General features: G+C 51.4%; 13 protein-coding genes and 1 pseudogene. 6 read left to right on the forward strand and 8 right to left on the reverse strand.

Going from position 1 to position 15,639, the window contains the following annotated elements:
• Positions 1–18 precede the first annotated feature (18 nt).
• Positions 19–2,376, forward strand: coding sequence for a Fe(2+) transporter permease subunit FeoB (gene feoB, locus JUJ53_RS18745; protein ID WP_204153581.1), 2,358 nt, complete (start codon positions 19–21; stop codon positions 2,374–2,376).
• A 108-nt stretch (positions 2,377–2,484) separates the two neighbouring features.
• Positions 2,485–2,703, forward strand: coding sequence for a FeoC-like transcriptional regulator (locus JUJ53_RS18750; RefSeq protein ID WP_204153564.1), 219 nt, complete (start codon positions 2,485–2,487; stop codon positions 2,701–2,703).
• Positions 2,704–2,884: 181 nt separating this feature from the next.
• On the opposite strand, the gene JUJ53_RS18755 is transcribed toward JUJ53_RS18750, so the two are convergent.
• Together JUJ53_RS18755 and JUJ53_RS18760 are read right to left on the reverse strand one after the other, a co-directional pair.
• Positions 2,885–3,931 (reverse strand): permease, encoded by a 1,047-nt coding sequence (locus tag JUJ53_RS18755; protein ID WP_204153565.1) that lies wholly within the window; start codon positions 3,929–3,931, stop codon positions 2,885–2,887.
• Positions 3,932–4,043: 112 nt separating this feature from the next.
• The gene (locus tag JUJ53_RS18760) at positions 4,044–4,373 is read right to left on the reverse strand and encodes a metalloregulator ArsR/SmtB family transcription factor (RefSeq protein WP_204153566.1); all 330 of its coding nucleotides are present in this window, start codon (positions 4,371–4,373) and stop codon (positions 4,044–4,046) included.
• A gap of 167 nt (positions 4,374–4,540) precedes the next feature.
• Between JUJ53_RS18760 and JUJ53_RS18765 the strand changes: the two genes are divergently transcribed.
• Entirely contained in the window at positions 4,541–7,444 is a 2,904-nt protein-coding gene (locus JUJ53_RS18765) for an ATP-binding protein (protein WP_204153567.1), read from the forward strand.
• A 16-nt stretch (positions 7,445–7,460) separates the two neighbouring features.
• The gene (locus JUJ53_RS18770; RefSeq protein ID WP_204153568.1) at positions 7,461–8,573 is read left to right on the forward strand and encodes a response regulator transcription factor; all 1,113 of its coding nucleotides are present in this window, start codon (positions 7,461–7,463) and stop codon (positions 8,571–8,573) included.
• 51 nt (positions 8,574–8,624) lie between these two features.
• On the opposite strand, the gene JUJ53_RS18775 is transcribed toward JUJ53_RS18770, so the two are convergent.
• From JUJ53_RS18775 to JUJ53_RS18795, 5 genes are all read right to left on the reverse strand, one after another.
• Positions 8,625–9,440 (reverse strand): ABC transporter ATP-binding protein, encoded by an 816-nt coding sequence (locus JUJ53_RS18775; RefSeq protein WP_239125205.1) that lies wholly within the window; start codon positions 9,438–9,440, stop codon positions 8,625–8,627.
• A 6-nt stretch (positions 9,441–9,446) separates the two neighbouring features.
• On the reverse strand, positions 9,447–10,535 hold the full coding sequence (locus JUJ53_RS18780) for an iron ABC transporter permease (RefSeq protein ID WP_204153569.1): 1,089 nt from the start codon (positions 10,533–10,535) through the stop codon (positions 9,447–9,449).
• Positions 10,532–11,563: an iron ABC transporter permease gene (locus JUJ53_RS18785; RefSeq protein ID WP_239125206.1), complete on the reverse strand. Its 1,032-nt coding sequence runs from the start codon at positions 11,561–11,563 to the stop codon at positions 10,532–10,534. Before JUJ53_RS18785 ends, JUJ53_RS18780 begins: the two co-directional genes overlap by 4 nt.
• A 215-nt stretch (positions 11,564–11,778) precedes the next feature.
• A complete protein-coding gene (locus JUJ53_RS18790; protein ID WP_204153570.1) occupies positions 11,779–12,198 on the reverse strand; it encodes a biopolymer transporter ExbD in 420 nt (139 codons plus the stop codon).
• Entirely contained in the window at positions 12,195–12,866 is a 672-nt protein-coding gene (locus JUJ53_RS18795; RefSeq protein WP_239125207.1) for a MotA/TolQ/ExbB proton channel family protein, read from the reverse strand. Before JUJ53_RS18795 ends, JUJ53_RS18790 begins: the two co-directional genes overlap by 4 nt.
• A gap of 355 nt (positions 12,867–13,221) precedes the next feature.
• Between JUJ53_RS18795 and JUJ53_RS18800 the strand changes: the two genes are divergently transcribed.
• On the forward strand, positions 13,222–14,625 hold the full coding sequence (locus JUJ53_RS18800; RefSeq protein ID WP_204153571.1) for a TonB family protein: 1,404 nt from the start codon (positions 13,222–13,224) through the stop codon (positions 14,623–14,625).
• A 118-nt stretch (positions 14,626–14,743) separates the two neighbouring features.
• Positions 14,744–15,325 (forward strand): Uma2 family endonuclease, encoded by a 582-nt coding sequence (locus tag JUJ53_RS18805; RefSeq protein ID WP_204153572.1) that lies wholly within the window; start codon positions 14,744–14,746, stop codon positions 15,323–15,325.
• A 59-nt stretch (positions 15,326–15,384) separates the two neighbouring features.
• Here the strand turns inward: JUJ53_RS18805 and JUJ53_RS25580 are convergent.
• Positions 15,385–15,626, reverse strand: a pseudogene (locus JUJ53_RS25580) (DUF1902 domain-containing protein).
• Positions 15,627–15,639 lie beyond the last annotated feature (13 nt).

The following is a 15,639-nucleotide window of genomic DNA, read 5'->3' on the forward strand; positions in this document are numbered from 1 at the left end:
ATTATTATGCGCCGTTCAATGCCCACATCCTCCTCACCGTCGCAGCTACAAACAGACCTACATCCAGTTATTGCCTTAGTGGGTAACCCTAATTGCGGCAAAACCACGCTGTTTAATGCTCTGACAGGAGCCAATCAGCGGGTCGGCAACTGGCCGGGCGTCACCGTTGAACGCAAGGAGGGCTTATATCGTCATCAGGATCAATCGTTTTCCATCGCTGACTTACCTGGCATCTATTCGTTAGACGTAGAAGATGCCGCTATTGGGTTAGATGAACAGGTCGCTAGAGATTATTTAATCTCCAACGCCGCAGATCTGGTCATCAACATTGTGGATGCCTCCAACCTAGAACGCAATCTCTATCTGACAACCCAAATTTTAGAGATGGGTCTTCCCATGGTGGTCGTGCTGAATATGATGGATTTAGCAGAAAAGCGAGAGCTACAAATACGCCCCCATGAGTTAGCTCAGCGTCTAGGCTGCCAGGTTGTACCCATTTGTGCCACGCGACATCAAACGCTCTCAACCCTCAAAACAACCATTCAGGATGCGATCGCCCATCCAGCGATTCCCTCTGCCTATGTGGCCTATCCTCCCCTAATTGAAACTGCCCTAAGCGAGATTTTATCCCTGCAAGATTTAGCCCATCCATCAACGACACATCGGCGTTGGCTAGCTCTAGAGCTATTGCAGTATGAGGATCATCATCAAGATACGAGTCCTGATCTGCAGCGCTGTATTGTGCAGCATCGCCATCGAATTCACCAAGTTTTGGGAGACGATCTAGACCTGTTAATTGCTGATGCTCGGTATAGTTGGATTCATCACATAGTTCAACAGGTTAAAACCAAGGGACAGACCGTACAGCCTTATCTATCTGACCGGATTGATCGCATTGTATTAAGTCGTGCCTTGGGCATACCCATCTTTCTGGTGGTTATGTATGCCATGTTTTTGATATCAATTAACCTCGGCGGAGCCTTTATTGACTTTTTTGATATTGCATTTGGTACCATTTTCATTGATGGCATTGCCCATGGTTTGACATCCATTAGCGCTCCCGGTTGGCTCATCGGACTCTTGGCTGATGGCGTTGGAGGCGGTATTCAAACCACGGCAACTTTCATTCCGCAAATTGGTTTGTTGTTTATTTGCTTATCCATTTTAGAAGACTCTGGCTACCTTGCTAGGGCAGCGTTTGTCATGGATCGCTTCATGCGGCTTGTGGGATTGCCTGGCAAGTCTTTTGTGCCCATGATGGTGGGGTTTGGGTGTAACATCCCTGGAATTATGGCCACCCGCACCCTAGAAAGCCGACGCGATCGCTTAATGACGATCATGATGAATCCGTTCATGTCCTGCGGCGCTCGGTTACCTGTCTATGCTTTATTTTGTGCCGCCTTCTTTCCTAGAAATGGACAGAATATTGTTTTCATGTTGTATCTACTAGGGATTCTAGCTGCGGTATTCACCGGCCTGGTGCTCAAGCATACTCTACTCAAGGGTGAGATTTCTCCCTTTATCATGGAGCTACCGCCCTATCATATTCCTACCCTGCGTGGCGTATTGATTCGAGCCTGGGAGCGCCTGAGATCCTTTATTATCCGAGCCGGCAAGATGATTGTGATCATGGTTGTGGTATTGGGTCTGCTTAACTCGGTGGGCACCGACGGATCCGTTGGTCACCAAGATAGTCAGACATCCATGCTCAGTGCTGTCAGCCGTACCATTACTCCAGTTTTTGCGCCCATGGGCATCCAATCTGAAAACTGGCCAGCCACCGTCGGGATTTTTACGGGAGTCTTTGCGAAGGAGGTGATGGTGGGCAGCATGGATTCTTTGTATACGGAGCTGGCGAGTCAGGAATTAGGTCATGAAGAAGACGCTCCTGAGGACTTTAGTTTATGGGGTGGTCTAGGAGAAGCGATCGCTAGTATTCCAGCCAATCTGGCAGATCTCGGCAATCAGATCCTAGATCCAGTCGGCATGAACATTATGGATAGCTCGACCGACCAAACGGCAGCCGCCGAAGCTCAAGAGGTTCACTACACCACCTTCGGACAGATGGCCCAGCGGTTTGGCAGTTCTACAGCCGCGATCGCTTACCTATTGTTTGTCTTACTGTACTTCCCCTGTGTTTCGGCAACTGCGGCGGTGTTCCGTGAAACGAATCTGGGCTGGACTATCTTTGTTGGGCTCTGGACAACTGGACTTGCCTACTGGGTGGCAGTCTTGTATTACCAAAGCATGTCGTTAGCGCAAGCACCTGGTACAGCAATTCCTTGGATTGCCGGTCTGCTGGCTGCGATGGGCTTGGTCATCCTAGGGTTCAAGATAGCAGGCGATCGCCTAACCCCCACCAAGGCTCGTTCCTAACGCCACAACATTTGTGGGCTAGGGGTCAGTCCTCCAGCCCACAGGTTAGTTTATTTCGTCAACACATTTTTCTCATACCACTTTTTATCCATAAGGACAGTAGATGATATGCTTTTAACTGAACTACAGCGCTATCTACACCAGCATCCGCGCTCATCGTTACAGGAACTGTCCGAGAATTTACAGGTGGATGCAGATGCATTACGAGGAATGCTGAGTCATCTGATTCGCAAAGGCCGCGTGCATCAACTCAAGACTAAACCCTGCACCCACTGCAGCAGTTGCAACCCAGAAACCCTAGAATTCTATGAATGGATCGGCCGCTAAGCTCATATCAAATCAAGCTCATATCAAATCCAGTTGGAGACGCTGTTTATTCAAGGCGTTGGCATTCCCCAGGTATCTGTAACTCCCTGGGCAAGGGGGCGGCGAATTGGGGGATCGAATGCAGGATGGTACCGTTATGACCATTCAACCAGATTTGATATCATTTAGTATCCCCAAATATCTAAAATCCGCTGATCACGCCATAGAGCGAACCAAAAAGTACTGATCCTATTATGGCAAAGCTTAGATAAGCAAAGAAGACAGGACGACGGGCCAAGGCAAAAACAGCCATCATCGCGGGAATGGATGTAGCACCTCCGGCTAATAAGAATGCCATACCTGCACCGGGGTTCATGCCTTGCTGAATCAGTCGCCCCACTAAGGGCAGAGCCGCATAGCCGTTGAGATAAGCAGGAATACCCACAGCAGTGGCGGTGATCACGGAGCCTAGGCCTCCATCGCCAGCGATCGCTCCGATCCATCCATCCGGCACATAGGCCACCATGAGACTTTCGAGCAAAAACGCTAGAGCCAACCATTTTCCGAGGAAAATAGCACTGTTACGGATGCCATTTCCAAACCGTTTCTGCCGCTCAGGATCCGACCAAAACCGCCACATGACCGGCTTGGGATTGCGGATCTTGCTGCCCACACAGCCGCCATTGCCCACACCGGATCGTAGCGGATTTTGTAGGGCTGGGGTTAAGGGTTTGATTCGCATCAGCGCCCAAATACCCCAACCGCCTAGTAGTCCCATCCCCAAAGCTGCCAGAGTTTTGGCGATCGCAAACGGCATTCCCAACGTCCCCGCCGTCAGAAAGAACATGGAAGGATCCATCAGGGGTGAGGAGAGCCAAAAGGCCATCACCGCCGCTGTCGGCACGCCCATAGACAGCAGCGCGGCAATGAGGGGAATCACACCGCAGGAGCAAAAGGGGGACAGAGCCCCAATCACGGCAGCAATCGGCACCATGGTCACCACCCGTCCCTGAAACGCTTTGGCAATCAGGGCATCGGCTCCCGTGGCCTGGCTATAGGCAGCGATCGCCACGGAGATCAGCAGGAAGGGCGCAACCGACCATAAACTGCTGACCATAAACTCCACGCTAGCGATCGCCTGGGATGGCACGATGGCTAGCAATCCTAGAATCAGCAGGGCGATCGCCCCCAGCACAACATCTAGGTGTTTCATCTGGCGATACATGCGGGTCAAGGGCGTTACGGTCATGGATGTCTCCTAGGGTAAAATTTGGTATTTCTACAACTATCAAAATAAATAGTCCACGGTGAGTAGGGCAGCGATCGCTACCTCAGGCAAGAGAATCGTGGCTCAAGATAGTTTAGTCATCTAACTCCACAACATGGTTACGCGTACAGCATTCCTCAAATAAGAAATCGATCAGTTGCTTGAGCACCTGAGGCTGCACGGCATACCAAATCCACTGCCGATCCTTGGTGGCGGTTACCACACCCACCTGCCGTAGTTTTTCAAGATGGTGCGACAGGGTAGAGGCGGTAATCTCCAACTCTCGCTGGATCTCGCCGGCAGGCAATCCTTGAGGGTGGGCAGATAGCAACAGCCGCACAATATTCAGCCGCGAGGGTTGCCCCAGGGCTGCAAAGGTGGCCGCGATATCGGTCGTGGACAGTGAGCCGGACTTGGTTTCCATAATTCGATAATCGTCGAAATGAATGAACTTGTCAACACCTTGGTCATACGTAGGTAGACTCAATTGAGGTGTCAGCAAAATTGGCATGAGTATTTGGCATTAGTATTTGGCATTAGTATTAAGAAGTAGATTGACAAGATGAACCCTGCTGATAGCGTCTGAATGCCATGCCCATTTATCCAGCTACCAAAATTGTCAAAGATCGGCGGGACTACAATACTTGGGTGGCCACTGAAACCCTAGAAGACTATGCCCTCCGCTTTGCGCCCACCTCATTTCGGAAATGGTCAGAACTCTTAGTTGCGAATACGGCCAATGGTGGTCTCTCCTTTTTGGCCTTGGAAGCTATTGGCGGATCGTTGGCCATTCGCTATGGGTTCGTCAACTCATGTTGGGCGATCGCTGTCGTCGGCATGATCATTTTCCTTACCGGCCTCCCGATCGCTTATTATGCCGCTCGATACAACGTAGATATTGATTTGCTCACCCGAGGAGCAGGTTTTGGCTATATCGGGTCAACGATGACCTCCTTGATCTATGCCTCGTTTACCTTTATCTTCTTTGCCATCGAAGCTGCCATCATGGCCCAGGCTCTAGAACTCTATCTTCATCTACCGTTGCCTGTTGGCTACATTATCTGTTCTGTCTCGATTATCCCCTTAGTCTTTTTCGGCATGACGCTGCTCAATCAACTGCAGCTATGGACTCAGCCCATTTGGTTGATTCTCATCCTATTGCCCTATGCCTGCGTGTTGTATAAGGAACCCAGTGCCTTTACCAACTGGACACATTTTACAGGGCAACTGAGAGCATCCACCTTTGATCCCCTACTCTTTGGATCTGCGGCTACCGTATCGTTTGCATTAATTGTGCAGATTGGTGAACAGGTTGACTTTTTGCGATTTCTGCCAGATAAGCAGGATAGTAATCGACGCGCTTGGTGGCTAGCCGTGCTCATGTCTGGCCCAGGCTGGATCGTGATTGGCTGTCTGAAACAGTTAGGAGGAGCATTCCTGGCTTCGTTGGCGATCGCCCATGGCGTCAGTTTTGCCAAAGCTCATGAACCTACTCAAATGTATCTTGTTGGGTTTGAGTATGTGTTTTCCAATCCAGACGTGGTGTTAGCCGTCACCATTCTATTTGTCATCCTTTCCCAGGTCAAAATTAATGTTACCAATGCCTATGCTGGTTCCTTAGCTTGGTCTAACTTTTTCTCGCGACTGACCCATAGCCATCCTGGACGCGTCGTGTGGCTGGTGTTTAATGTGGCGATCGCCCTTGTCCTTATGGAGTTCGGTATCTTTTCAACCCTAGAGGTCGTCTTGGGGCTCTATGCCAACGTGGCGATCGCTTGGGTGGGGGCCTTGGTTGCCGATTTGGTGATTAATAAGCCCCTAGGCTTAAGTCCGCGCCACATCGAGTTTAAGCGCGCCCATCTTTATAACTTTAATCCTGTGGGCTGTGGATCGGCCCTGATTGCTTCCCTCGTCTCGATCGCCGCCTTTGTGGGCGCTTTTGGCCCAGAAGCTAAGGCCTTTGCGTCATTCATTGCCCTGGGTTTATCCTTGCTGCTGTCGCCAGCGATCGCCCTCCTCACCCGTGGTAAGTATTATTTAGCCCGAGAGGATAGCTATGAAACCACTGGACAGCCCATCAATTGCTGTATCTGTGAGCAAGAGTATGAGCCCCAGGATATGTCGTTTTGTCCCGTCTATGCTGATGCCATCTGTTCTCTCTGCTGTAGTTTAGATATGCGCTGTCATGACGTGTGTAAAACCCCATTTGTTCAGTTGTCTGACCAGCTTGAACGCGCACAACCCGCTGTGTCAAACCCGGATGAGGCACTGAGGCTGGAGGAACGCGATCGCCAATCACCCTCACCCTCTCCCCCCATTCATCTCCCGGATCAGACCCTCCTCGGACGCTTTCTTCAGACTAAGCTATCGCCCCAGTTGGGCATGAAATTACTGAAATACCTAGCCATATTTCTGGTATTATCTGTCTTGGTGGGAAGTATTTTAGGACTGGTGTACTATCAGCAGGTGATGAGCGATCCAACCCTCTCACCCAGCACCGTGCAGCGTCTCACCTCAACCTTGATTGAAGTTGCGGCTACCTTTTGGGTGCTCATTGGCATTGGCGCATGGTGGTTAGTGCTGACTGAAGAAAGTCGGCAGCTTGCCCAAGACGAGCTAGATAAGCAAAACCTTCAGCTTCAGCAAGAAGTACAGGAGCGTCAGTTGGCAGAAGTACAGCTACAGGAAAAAGCCCAGCAGCTCGAACAAACCCTGCGGAATTTGCAGCAAGCCGAAGCCCAACTGATTCAGACTGAGAAAATGGCCGCCTTGGGAGGGTTGGTGGCAGGGATTGCCCATGAAATTAACACCCCGATTGGGATTGGGGTCACGGCGGCGTCATTTTTGATGGAAAAAACAACGGCCTTTGCCGACGCCTTTAAGAACGGCACCATGAAGCGATCGGATCTGCAAAAGTTTATCGATATTGCCGAACAAAGTAGCGGCATGACCTTGACCAATCTCAATCGTGCTGCCCAGCTCATCCAGAGCTTTAAGCAGGTGGCGGTGGATCAATCCAGCGAATCGAAGCGCGTCTTTCACCTGGTTGTTTATCTAGAAGAGATTTTGCTACAGCTTAGTCCTAAACTCGCCCTCACGCCCCATCGCGTTGACGTCAAGGGCGATCGCCATCTGAGTCTCCATAGCTATCCGGGAGCATTTTCCCAAATTGTGACTAATTTGGTGATCAATTCCCTCCTCCATGCCTATGGGCCGGATGACCAAGGGCATATTTGTTTAACCGTTGTGCAAACAGAACGCGGTATTGTATTGGACTATACAGATGACGGCTATGGGATTCCGCCCGAGAATTTGGGCAAAATATTTGAACCCTTCTTCACCACAAAACGAGGTCAGGGCGGCAGCGGTTTGGGGCTACATATCGTGTACAATCTCGTGACTCAAAAGTTAGGTGGCACCATTCAATGTGAAAGTCAACTGGCGGTTGGTACAACCTTTCGCATTGAGTTGCCTAACCCATCCACTCAACCTTAGATTTATGGAACCGTCTATGTCCAAAAAAGCGTATGATGCCTTGACTGGTGCCCAACAGGATGAGCTTATGTATGATCTTGAGGATGATGAACTTCAATTTGCCGAAGAAACAGAATTACAATCGCCAGAAAAGAGCTGGAAGATCTTGATTGTGGATGACGAGGCGGAGGTGCACCACGTCACCAAACTAGCCCTCGCAGATGTCACCTTTGAGAATCGCTCTCTCGCGTTTATGAGTGCCTATTCTGGGGAAGAAGCAAAGCAGGTGATTCGTGCCCATCCCGATACGGCGATCATCTTTTTGGATGTGGTCATGGAAACGGAAAACGCCGGCTTAGACGTCATTCAGTTTGTACGCGAGGAGTTAGAAAACTCGGCGGTGCGGATTATTCTACGCACTGGACAGCCCGGCCAAGCGCCGGAAACGGTGGTGTCGGTAAATTATGGTATCGACGAATACAGAACCAAAACAGAACTTACATCACAAAAGCTATTTATTACCGTGGTGACGGCCTTAAGAACCTTTTCCATCTTGATGCAAGAACGCGAGAAAATACAGCAGCTAGAGCGATCGCTGCGTCTATTCCAGCATGTTCAGCTCCAGCCCGAGCAGCGGGAGAAAATTGAAACTCTCGGTCAACTGGTCACTGAGGTCACCCAAGATATCATCAATTCCCCCAGCGGCGGAGCCCTATCGATGATGTCTAAACTAACGCGGCTAGCGCGAGTTGTGCTGCGAATTACGGATGAGCAATCGGCGAAACTTGGTTTGTCTCAAAGTAAACTATCGGTGCTCATGTATCTCAATAGTGAGCCAGACTTTTGTTCTAGTCCATCCTTGCTGGCGAAACACTGCGGCATTTCCCGAGCTGCCATGACGGGTTTGCTAGACGGCTTGGAGCAAGATCACTATATTGAGCGCGATAGTCATCCATCGGATCGCCGCGCCTTGATGGTCAAACTCACCCCGAAGGGACAACAGTTTTTCGATTGGATTGCTCTAGAGGAGGGGGCTCAACTATCTACGCTCATGGATGCCCTCGATGATACTGAACGGCAGAAACTATTTGATCTCGCTACCCACGCACTCAAACTTGTTGAAAAGAAAACCGAGCAGGCTGATCCATAACCATCATCATCGATCTTCAGCGGCATGTCGTATAGCCTCTTTCATTCAATCCTACAGCGATCGCGCTATAGGAATACACATCGGTGTTCCAGCGACAGGATCGGCAATAATTTTGCTTTTTAAGCCAAACACATCCTGCACCATGGTTGCAGTCATGACCACCGAGGGAGCACCTTGGGCGTAGATCTTACCCTCTTTGATAGCTACTACATGGTGACCATAACGACAGGCTTGATTTAGATCATGGAGCACCAAAACAATGGTTCGTCCTTGGGATTGATACAAATCGTAGAGGAGATCCAAAACCTCTACTTGGTGAGCCAGGTCAAGAAATGTCGTGGGTTCATCCAGGAGTAAAATATCCGTATCTTGAGCAAGAACCATGGCGATCCAGGCCCGCTGGCGTTGCCCTCCCGATAGTGTGTCCAGAGGGCGATCGCACAAATCTTCCAGATCGGTAATCTGCAAAGCATCATCTACGGCCTGCTCATCCTGGATAGACCATTGCTGCAGCCAAGTTTGGTGTGGATAGCGCCCTTGAGCCACTAGTTCACGAACCGTTAGTCCTTCTGGAGCTACTGGATTTTGGGAGAGGAGAGCAATATGGCGAGCGATCGCCTTGGTTGACTGAGAGGCTAGGGGTTTATTATTTAAATACACTTGCCCCGTGCAGGGTTTTAGCAATCGTCCTAGCCCTTTGAGCAGCGTTGACTTGCCACAGCCGTTAGCCCCAACTAAAACCGTAATTTGTCCAGGGGGAATGGCTAAGCTAACCTGATGAATAATAGTCGTTCGACCATAGGCTAAGGTTAGATTTCTTGCCTCGATCTGCACCGTTGAGCATGGCATGGTACTCAGCTTGTTCATGGATACCTAAACTCCTCCCACTGATGGACGTTGTTTCATCATTAACATGAGAAAATAAGGCGCTCCTAGTAATGATGTAATCAAACCACAGGGTAGCTCGATAGGGGCAAAGATACTCCGCCCCAGCAAATCAGCAGCCATCACCAAGCAGGCACCCACAACGGCTGAGACTAAAATAACCCCCTCATGGCTAGGCCCGACTAATTGGCGGGAAATATGGGGGGCAATAAATCCAACAAAGCCAATCGTACCGGCTGTAGCGACCGATGCTCCAGATAATAGAACAGCCACTAGAAGTAATATACCTCGTCGCCACTCTAGGGCAATTCCCAACCCACGGGCCGTATCATCACCCAAATTAAGACCATTAAGGTCGCGGGCCATTAGCAGCACTATCGGTAAACTAACCATCAGCCACGGCGCTAGGGCCCATACTTGATCCCAGGTGCGTCCATAGACACTGCCCGTTAGCCAGATGAGGGCTTGGGAGACTTGGTTGAGGTTGCCAAAGGTGATCAAAATGTTGGTGATGGCTCCGGTCATCAGCGAGAAGCCAATGCCAACTAAAACAAGACGGATGGGCGAAGTTCCGCTATTCCAGGATAGTCCGTAAACCAATCCTGCTACCATCAAGCCGCCACTAAAGGCCGCGATGGGTAAGATAGCGGTGGGTACGCTAGGCACGACAATGATACATATTACGGCTGCCAATGCGGCACCGTTGTTAATGCCAATGATATCTGGCGACGCGAGGGGATTGCGTAATAGTCCCTGGGTAATCGTGCCGGCGATCGCTAACCCCATACCTGCCAGCAAAGCAGTGAGCACCCGAGGAAGGCGTAGGCTGTTGACCACAAATAGATAGTCTGGATTCTGGGTTTGGCCTCCCAGGATAGCCCGAACAACCTCAAGGGGTGGTACTGGGTATTCACCATGGGCGACTGAGATCACCAACAGCGCCACAACAAGCCCTCCAAGACCCAGGACAACCGCAGGAACTTGGGCTTTAATCCGAAATGAAAGGGGAAGAAAGCGGCTGCGAAGGATGAGCCATTGGGGCGATCGCACGGCAGAAGTCTGGTGGGGATGGGTCATCGTTTTAGCTTTGTGCGAATTAGATAGATAAAGAAGGGAGCCCCCAGCAACGGCATGATCAAGCCGACGGGAACCTCCTGGGGGCGAATCACAAGACGGGCTAGAATATCTGCTATGATCAACAAGATACCCCCCATAAGAGCAGAATAGGGCAACACCCAGCGATAGTCGATGCCTGCAAAAAAACGCACCAGATGGGGAACGACTAAGCCAATAAATCCAATTGGGCCAGCCATAGCCACACTACTACCCACCAGTAATACTACAGTTAGCGTACCTAGTCCTTTAACCCACGCCGTATTTTGACCCAATCCCTGAGCAATTGGCTCTCCCAAACTCAATACCGTCAGATTCCGAGCCAGCACTAGAGATAATGCCATTCCCAGCAGTAAGATAGGGAAAACATGCTGGAGCACCTCCATACTCCCCCCAGCGACAGAGCCAGCCAGCCAAAACCGAACTTGTTCTAGGGTTTGCTGGTTGAGCAACAGCAGGCTAGTCGTCAACGTGCTGATCAGGGTGGCAAATACGGTTCCAGATAGGGTCAGGTTCAATGGGGTGATGCCGCCGGGGGCAAAAGATGCAAATAGATAAACAAGCACAGCAGTGCTGGCCCCACCGATCATCGCCAGACTGGCTTGGGTCATGGGGTCGTTGACTCCCCAGAGGGATGTGGATACCACAACGGCAAAGGCTGCCCCGGCACTAACGCCGAGAATGCTAGGCGAGGCTAGGGGGTTGCAGGTTAACCCTTGCATAGTGGCTCCAGCGATCGCCATGGCCGCACCGACCAGCAGAGCCACCAGCGATCGCGGTAGGCGCACCGTACGGATAATCAGATGGTTGGTGGAGGTTTCATCAAAGTTGACGAGCGACTGCCACACCTCCAAGGGCGTGATATCAGCAGCGCCGAGGGCAACACTGGCAAATAGACACCCCACCAAGGCTAGAGTTCCAAGTACCAGACCCACCATAAGCATAGACAACGACCGGCGGGCGATCGCTGGCTGACGGACAGACGATAGCATAGTAGACCGTGAATAGTATGGATTTAATTGAGGCATCATACCCAGTCATTGAACGGGGCCGACAGATCGTCAATCCCGATGGATTGAGCTGTGATGGTTAAGGGACAAATTTTGGGGCTTGTTCTACATTTGCTGTTGAATAAGATGAGCTGTTGACCAGATTTGATCGAAATCAGAGATCAAAAACGTCATGGCAGCGACCCTAGAGCACTATCTTACTGCACCGCCTGAGACTGAGAGCGCTGAGTGGCAATTCCAAGCTGGGCCCCTTCTACGGTGCGTAACTCATCCATGACAGATACGACGATGCCGTGGGATACCTCTGTATCAGCGTTAATCGTGACTAGCGCACTATCGCGATCGCCCTTCAGTTGACTAACTTGATCAGCCAGATCCGGTAGGGCCACCGAGTTACGATTGAGGCTTAGCTCCCCTGATGGATCAATGGTGACGACAATGGCCTCAGTGCGCTGAGTTTCGGCGGTTTCAGCATTGGGTAGATTGACCGGCAAACCCTCTGAGCGGGTCATGAACAGGGTAGACATAATGAAAAAGGTCAAAATAGCAAAAATGACATCAATCATCGGCACGATATTAATATCCGCAGTCGTATCCATATCATCTGGCACATTCATGATCGTTCACTCCCAACCATCTGATGTTGATACCCATGGGCTTGCTCATAGCGACAAAGATAGAGGAGCTCCAGTTGTCCACCATGTTCTTGAATTAAGGCAAGCTGACGTCGATAAAAGCCTCGAAATAAATTGGCAAAGATCAGCGTAAAAATAGCGATCGCCATCCCCGCCGCCGTAGACACCAAAGCCTCACTGATGCCCCCGGTGACAGCCGCCGCATTGCTGGCTCCCAGATCTCCCAACTGTAGCGACGAGAAGGAACGAATCAGTCCCAAAATTGTACCTAACAATCCCAATAATGGGGCAGCACTGATGACAATATCAAAGGCAGTATTAAAGCGTCGCAGCAATGGGATCTCAGCTTGGGTTGCGCTCTCCAACGCCAGGCGAAATCCCACCGGCGATAGATTGTATGAAACCTCAAAGGCTTCGAGAAAAATGCGGGCAATGGGCAGATCGGCATGACGCTTTAATGTATCCACCACCGCCGCTGGATCATGCTGAAAAAGGGACAGCGTCTCTTGCACAACCCGACGCTGACGACGGTTAACGCGTGACCAAAATACCAACCGCTCAATAATTAACCCAATGGAAAGCAGCGAAAAACCAAGCAGCGGCACCATGACAATGCCGCCAGCCACTAGAGTATCGATCAAATTTTGCATGAAGACAATCCAACTTAAGGGGACTAGACAACCTTGAGTTTGAGAACCAATATCAATAAAGATTAGACCTTTAGATGCGATCGCTTGTCAAGTACACCCGGCCGCTCTGTAGCAGCAACCTGCTTAGCGCACCTGTTCTAAGCATGGGTTGATGAAGAGGGCAATAATGCTCTAAGATCTATCAGCACTAGGGTTTAACAGGTTATCGAGTGAGTATCATCCTTCGATCGAAGGATGATACTTTGAAGTTATGTGCCTGCTGCACCCTCAATTTTTGACATCAGCTATTTGACAATAGTTGTATTGTCTTGCTAGATCTAATCTTAAATGACTATCAATTGCAACTAAGTATGACATGAGTTTATCGCAGACCGCTTTCCAGCATCGCGATCGCCAATCTCAACTCTCCAATCCCATCCTGCTTTGGGGGGTCGTAGGTTCCATGGTTGCCCATGGTGGGCTGCTGCCTATGTTCCTGTGGCTAGGACAACAGAGTCCTCTGCCAGAGCCAGCTCGCATTGAGATTATTGTTACGGAACCCCCGCCCTTAGCCGAAGAAGAACCCGAGCCTGCCCAGTTGAGCGATCGCCCCCTAGAGGAAGCGCCTGTGGACGAGCCATCTCCCCAGGATCCTGGAGTGGAAGCTGCACCCACAGCCTCTCTGCTAGCCCCCGATGCTACGCCTGAACCCGTGGATAGTCCTCCAGAGACGGTGGATGACCAGGTTAACGAGCCTGTGGAAGAGGAGCCCGTGGAGGAGGACATAGTGGCAGACCAGCCAGATTCCCCAGACGAGGAAAGTCCCGATTCAGAAGCGCCCGATGAGGTGGGCGAGGTTGACGAACCCGAGCCGTCTGCCTCGGCTACAGAAGCTGATTCTGAGCCGGCCGAACCCCGAGCCAGCACGCCTAGGACTCATGCGTCGCGTCGCTCTACCCAAGCTCTGGGCGATCGCCTCCAAGGCCGTACTCCATCCAATTCCCGTTCCCAGGGCAGCGATCGCCCTGGGCCGCCCGCCGACACCCAAGCTGCCCAACCTGGACAGACGGGTTCCGACAATGCCGGAGAAGATTCTGCGGACGAAGATGCTGGCGGCGACTCCCGAACCGTTGCCTGTCAGCATTGCCCTTCCCCTAGGTATCCGCAATCTGCCCTCGATGCCAATGTTGAAGGCAGCGTTGGCATTATGGTTGACATCAGCCCCAGCGGCGCGGTGTCCCATGCCAGCGTCGTCAGCTCCAGCGGCTCCTCAGCCCTCGACCAAGCTGCGCTATCCACCGTGAGAGGAGAATGGCTTTTCCAGCCTATTTCCGGCGGTGCCAATGGAGTCATGGTGAGTGTGGTTATGACTATTTCTGGCTCAGACCTCAACCGTCGGGCCCAAGAGCAGGGTAATCGAGAGTCCGTCGATCTGCCGTCTGAGCCGGAGCCAGAGGAAAGCACAGCAGAGGTAGAGTCCGAGGAGCGCCAGGATCAGGACGATAGTGCAGAATCGACGACCGAACCACTGCCGGAATCACCCCCTCCCTCCGAGTCGCCTTCCGAGGATAGCCTGCCGCCTGAAGCTCCAGCCGTCGAGCCGCCCGAGGCGATAAGTCCGCCTGAGGAAGCACCCGCCGAGCCGCCCCCGGCCGATCCTGTGCCAGATCCCCCCGCTGCCGTTGAGCCGCCCCCGCCGCCTGAACCGGCTGCGCCAGCCCCACCTGTTGAGGTTAATCCACCTTCTGAGATCGAGAACGAGGAGGAGACTGGGCTGTAGTCTATTTCTCAGACAACTGGAGTTCGGGATAATACGGCTTGAGGCGAAAATGGCGGGTACAAGAGATAAGCGATCGCTCTTGCCACTACAATCAAGATAGATGCCAATGGTGAGAAGAATGGTTGCTTCGTCTCAACTCCCCGTTGACCCCGATGAATATCTGCGGCTTGAAGCCGAAAGCCCCATCAAGCATGAGTACGTCAACGGTGAAGTCTATGCGATGGCAGGGGCGACGGATGCCCACGTGACGATCGCTGGCAACCTGTTTGCCATGCTCCGCAGCCATGTGCGGGGAACAGGATGCCGCGTTTACATTGCCGATATGAAACTACGGGTGGAGTTGCGCAACTGTTTTTATTATCCCGATGTGGTGGTGACGTGTGATGAACGGGATGCGGAGACTTCGACGTACAAGCGATTCCCGAAGCTGATTGTAGAGGTGCTGTCGGCTTCGACAGAAGCGTTCGATCGCGGCAATAAGTTTTTTGATTACCAAACCCTCGATACGCTGGACGAATATGTGCTGATTAATACCCAGCATCAACGGGTGGAATGTTTTCGGCGTAACTCGGAGGGACTGTGGGTGCTGCAATCCTATCATCCAACGGATAAAACCTTTGAGTTACAGAGCCTTGCGTTTCAGGATAATCTAGATGCACTCTATGAAGATGTGACGTTGGAGCCAACTCCATCGACTTGAGGAGCGATGTCAGTTTGGGGGTGAGCGGTTTGACCATTTTGTTGCCACTATCTTGTTGCCTATGACGCGATCTCGATCATGTCATGCTTGTGGCTGATCAGTTCAAAATCGCTCCTTGATAGTCTAGGGGGATGACGTGATTGAGGCGCAGGAGTTCTGGAATCATGACCCGCAGTTTGTTTTACAGACTATCCAAGGAGGGGGATTCAGTAACAAGTCCGGGAATGTCGTCGCTGGTGACGCCCCAAACGGCAGCCATAGCATCCCAAACGGCGTTGGTTTGAAGAGGGGGGTGGTTCATGCTGGCTGAGGTT

The sequence above is a fragment of the Leptolyngbya sp. CCY15150 genome (genome assembly GCF_016888135.1).
In the GTDB taxonomy this organism is placed as follows: domain Bacteria; phylum Cyanobacteriota; class Cyanobacteriia; order RECH01; family RECH01; genus RECH01.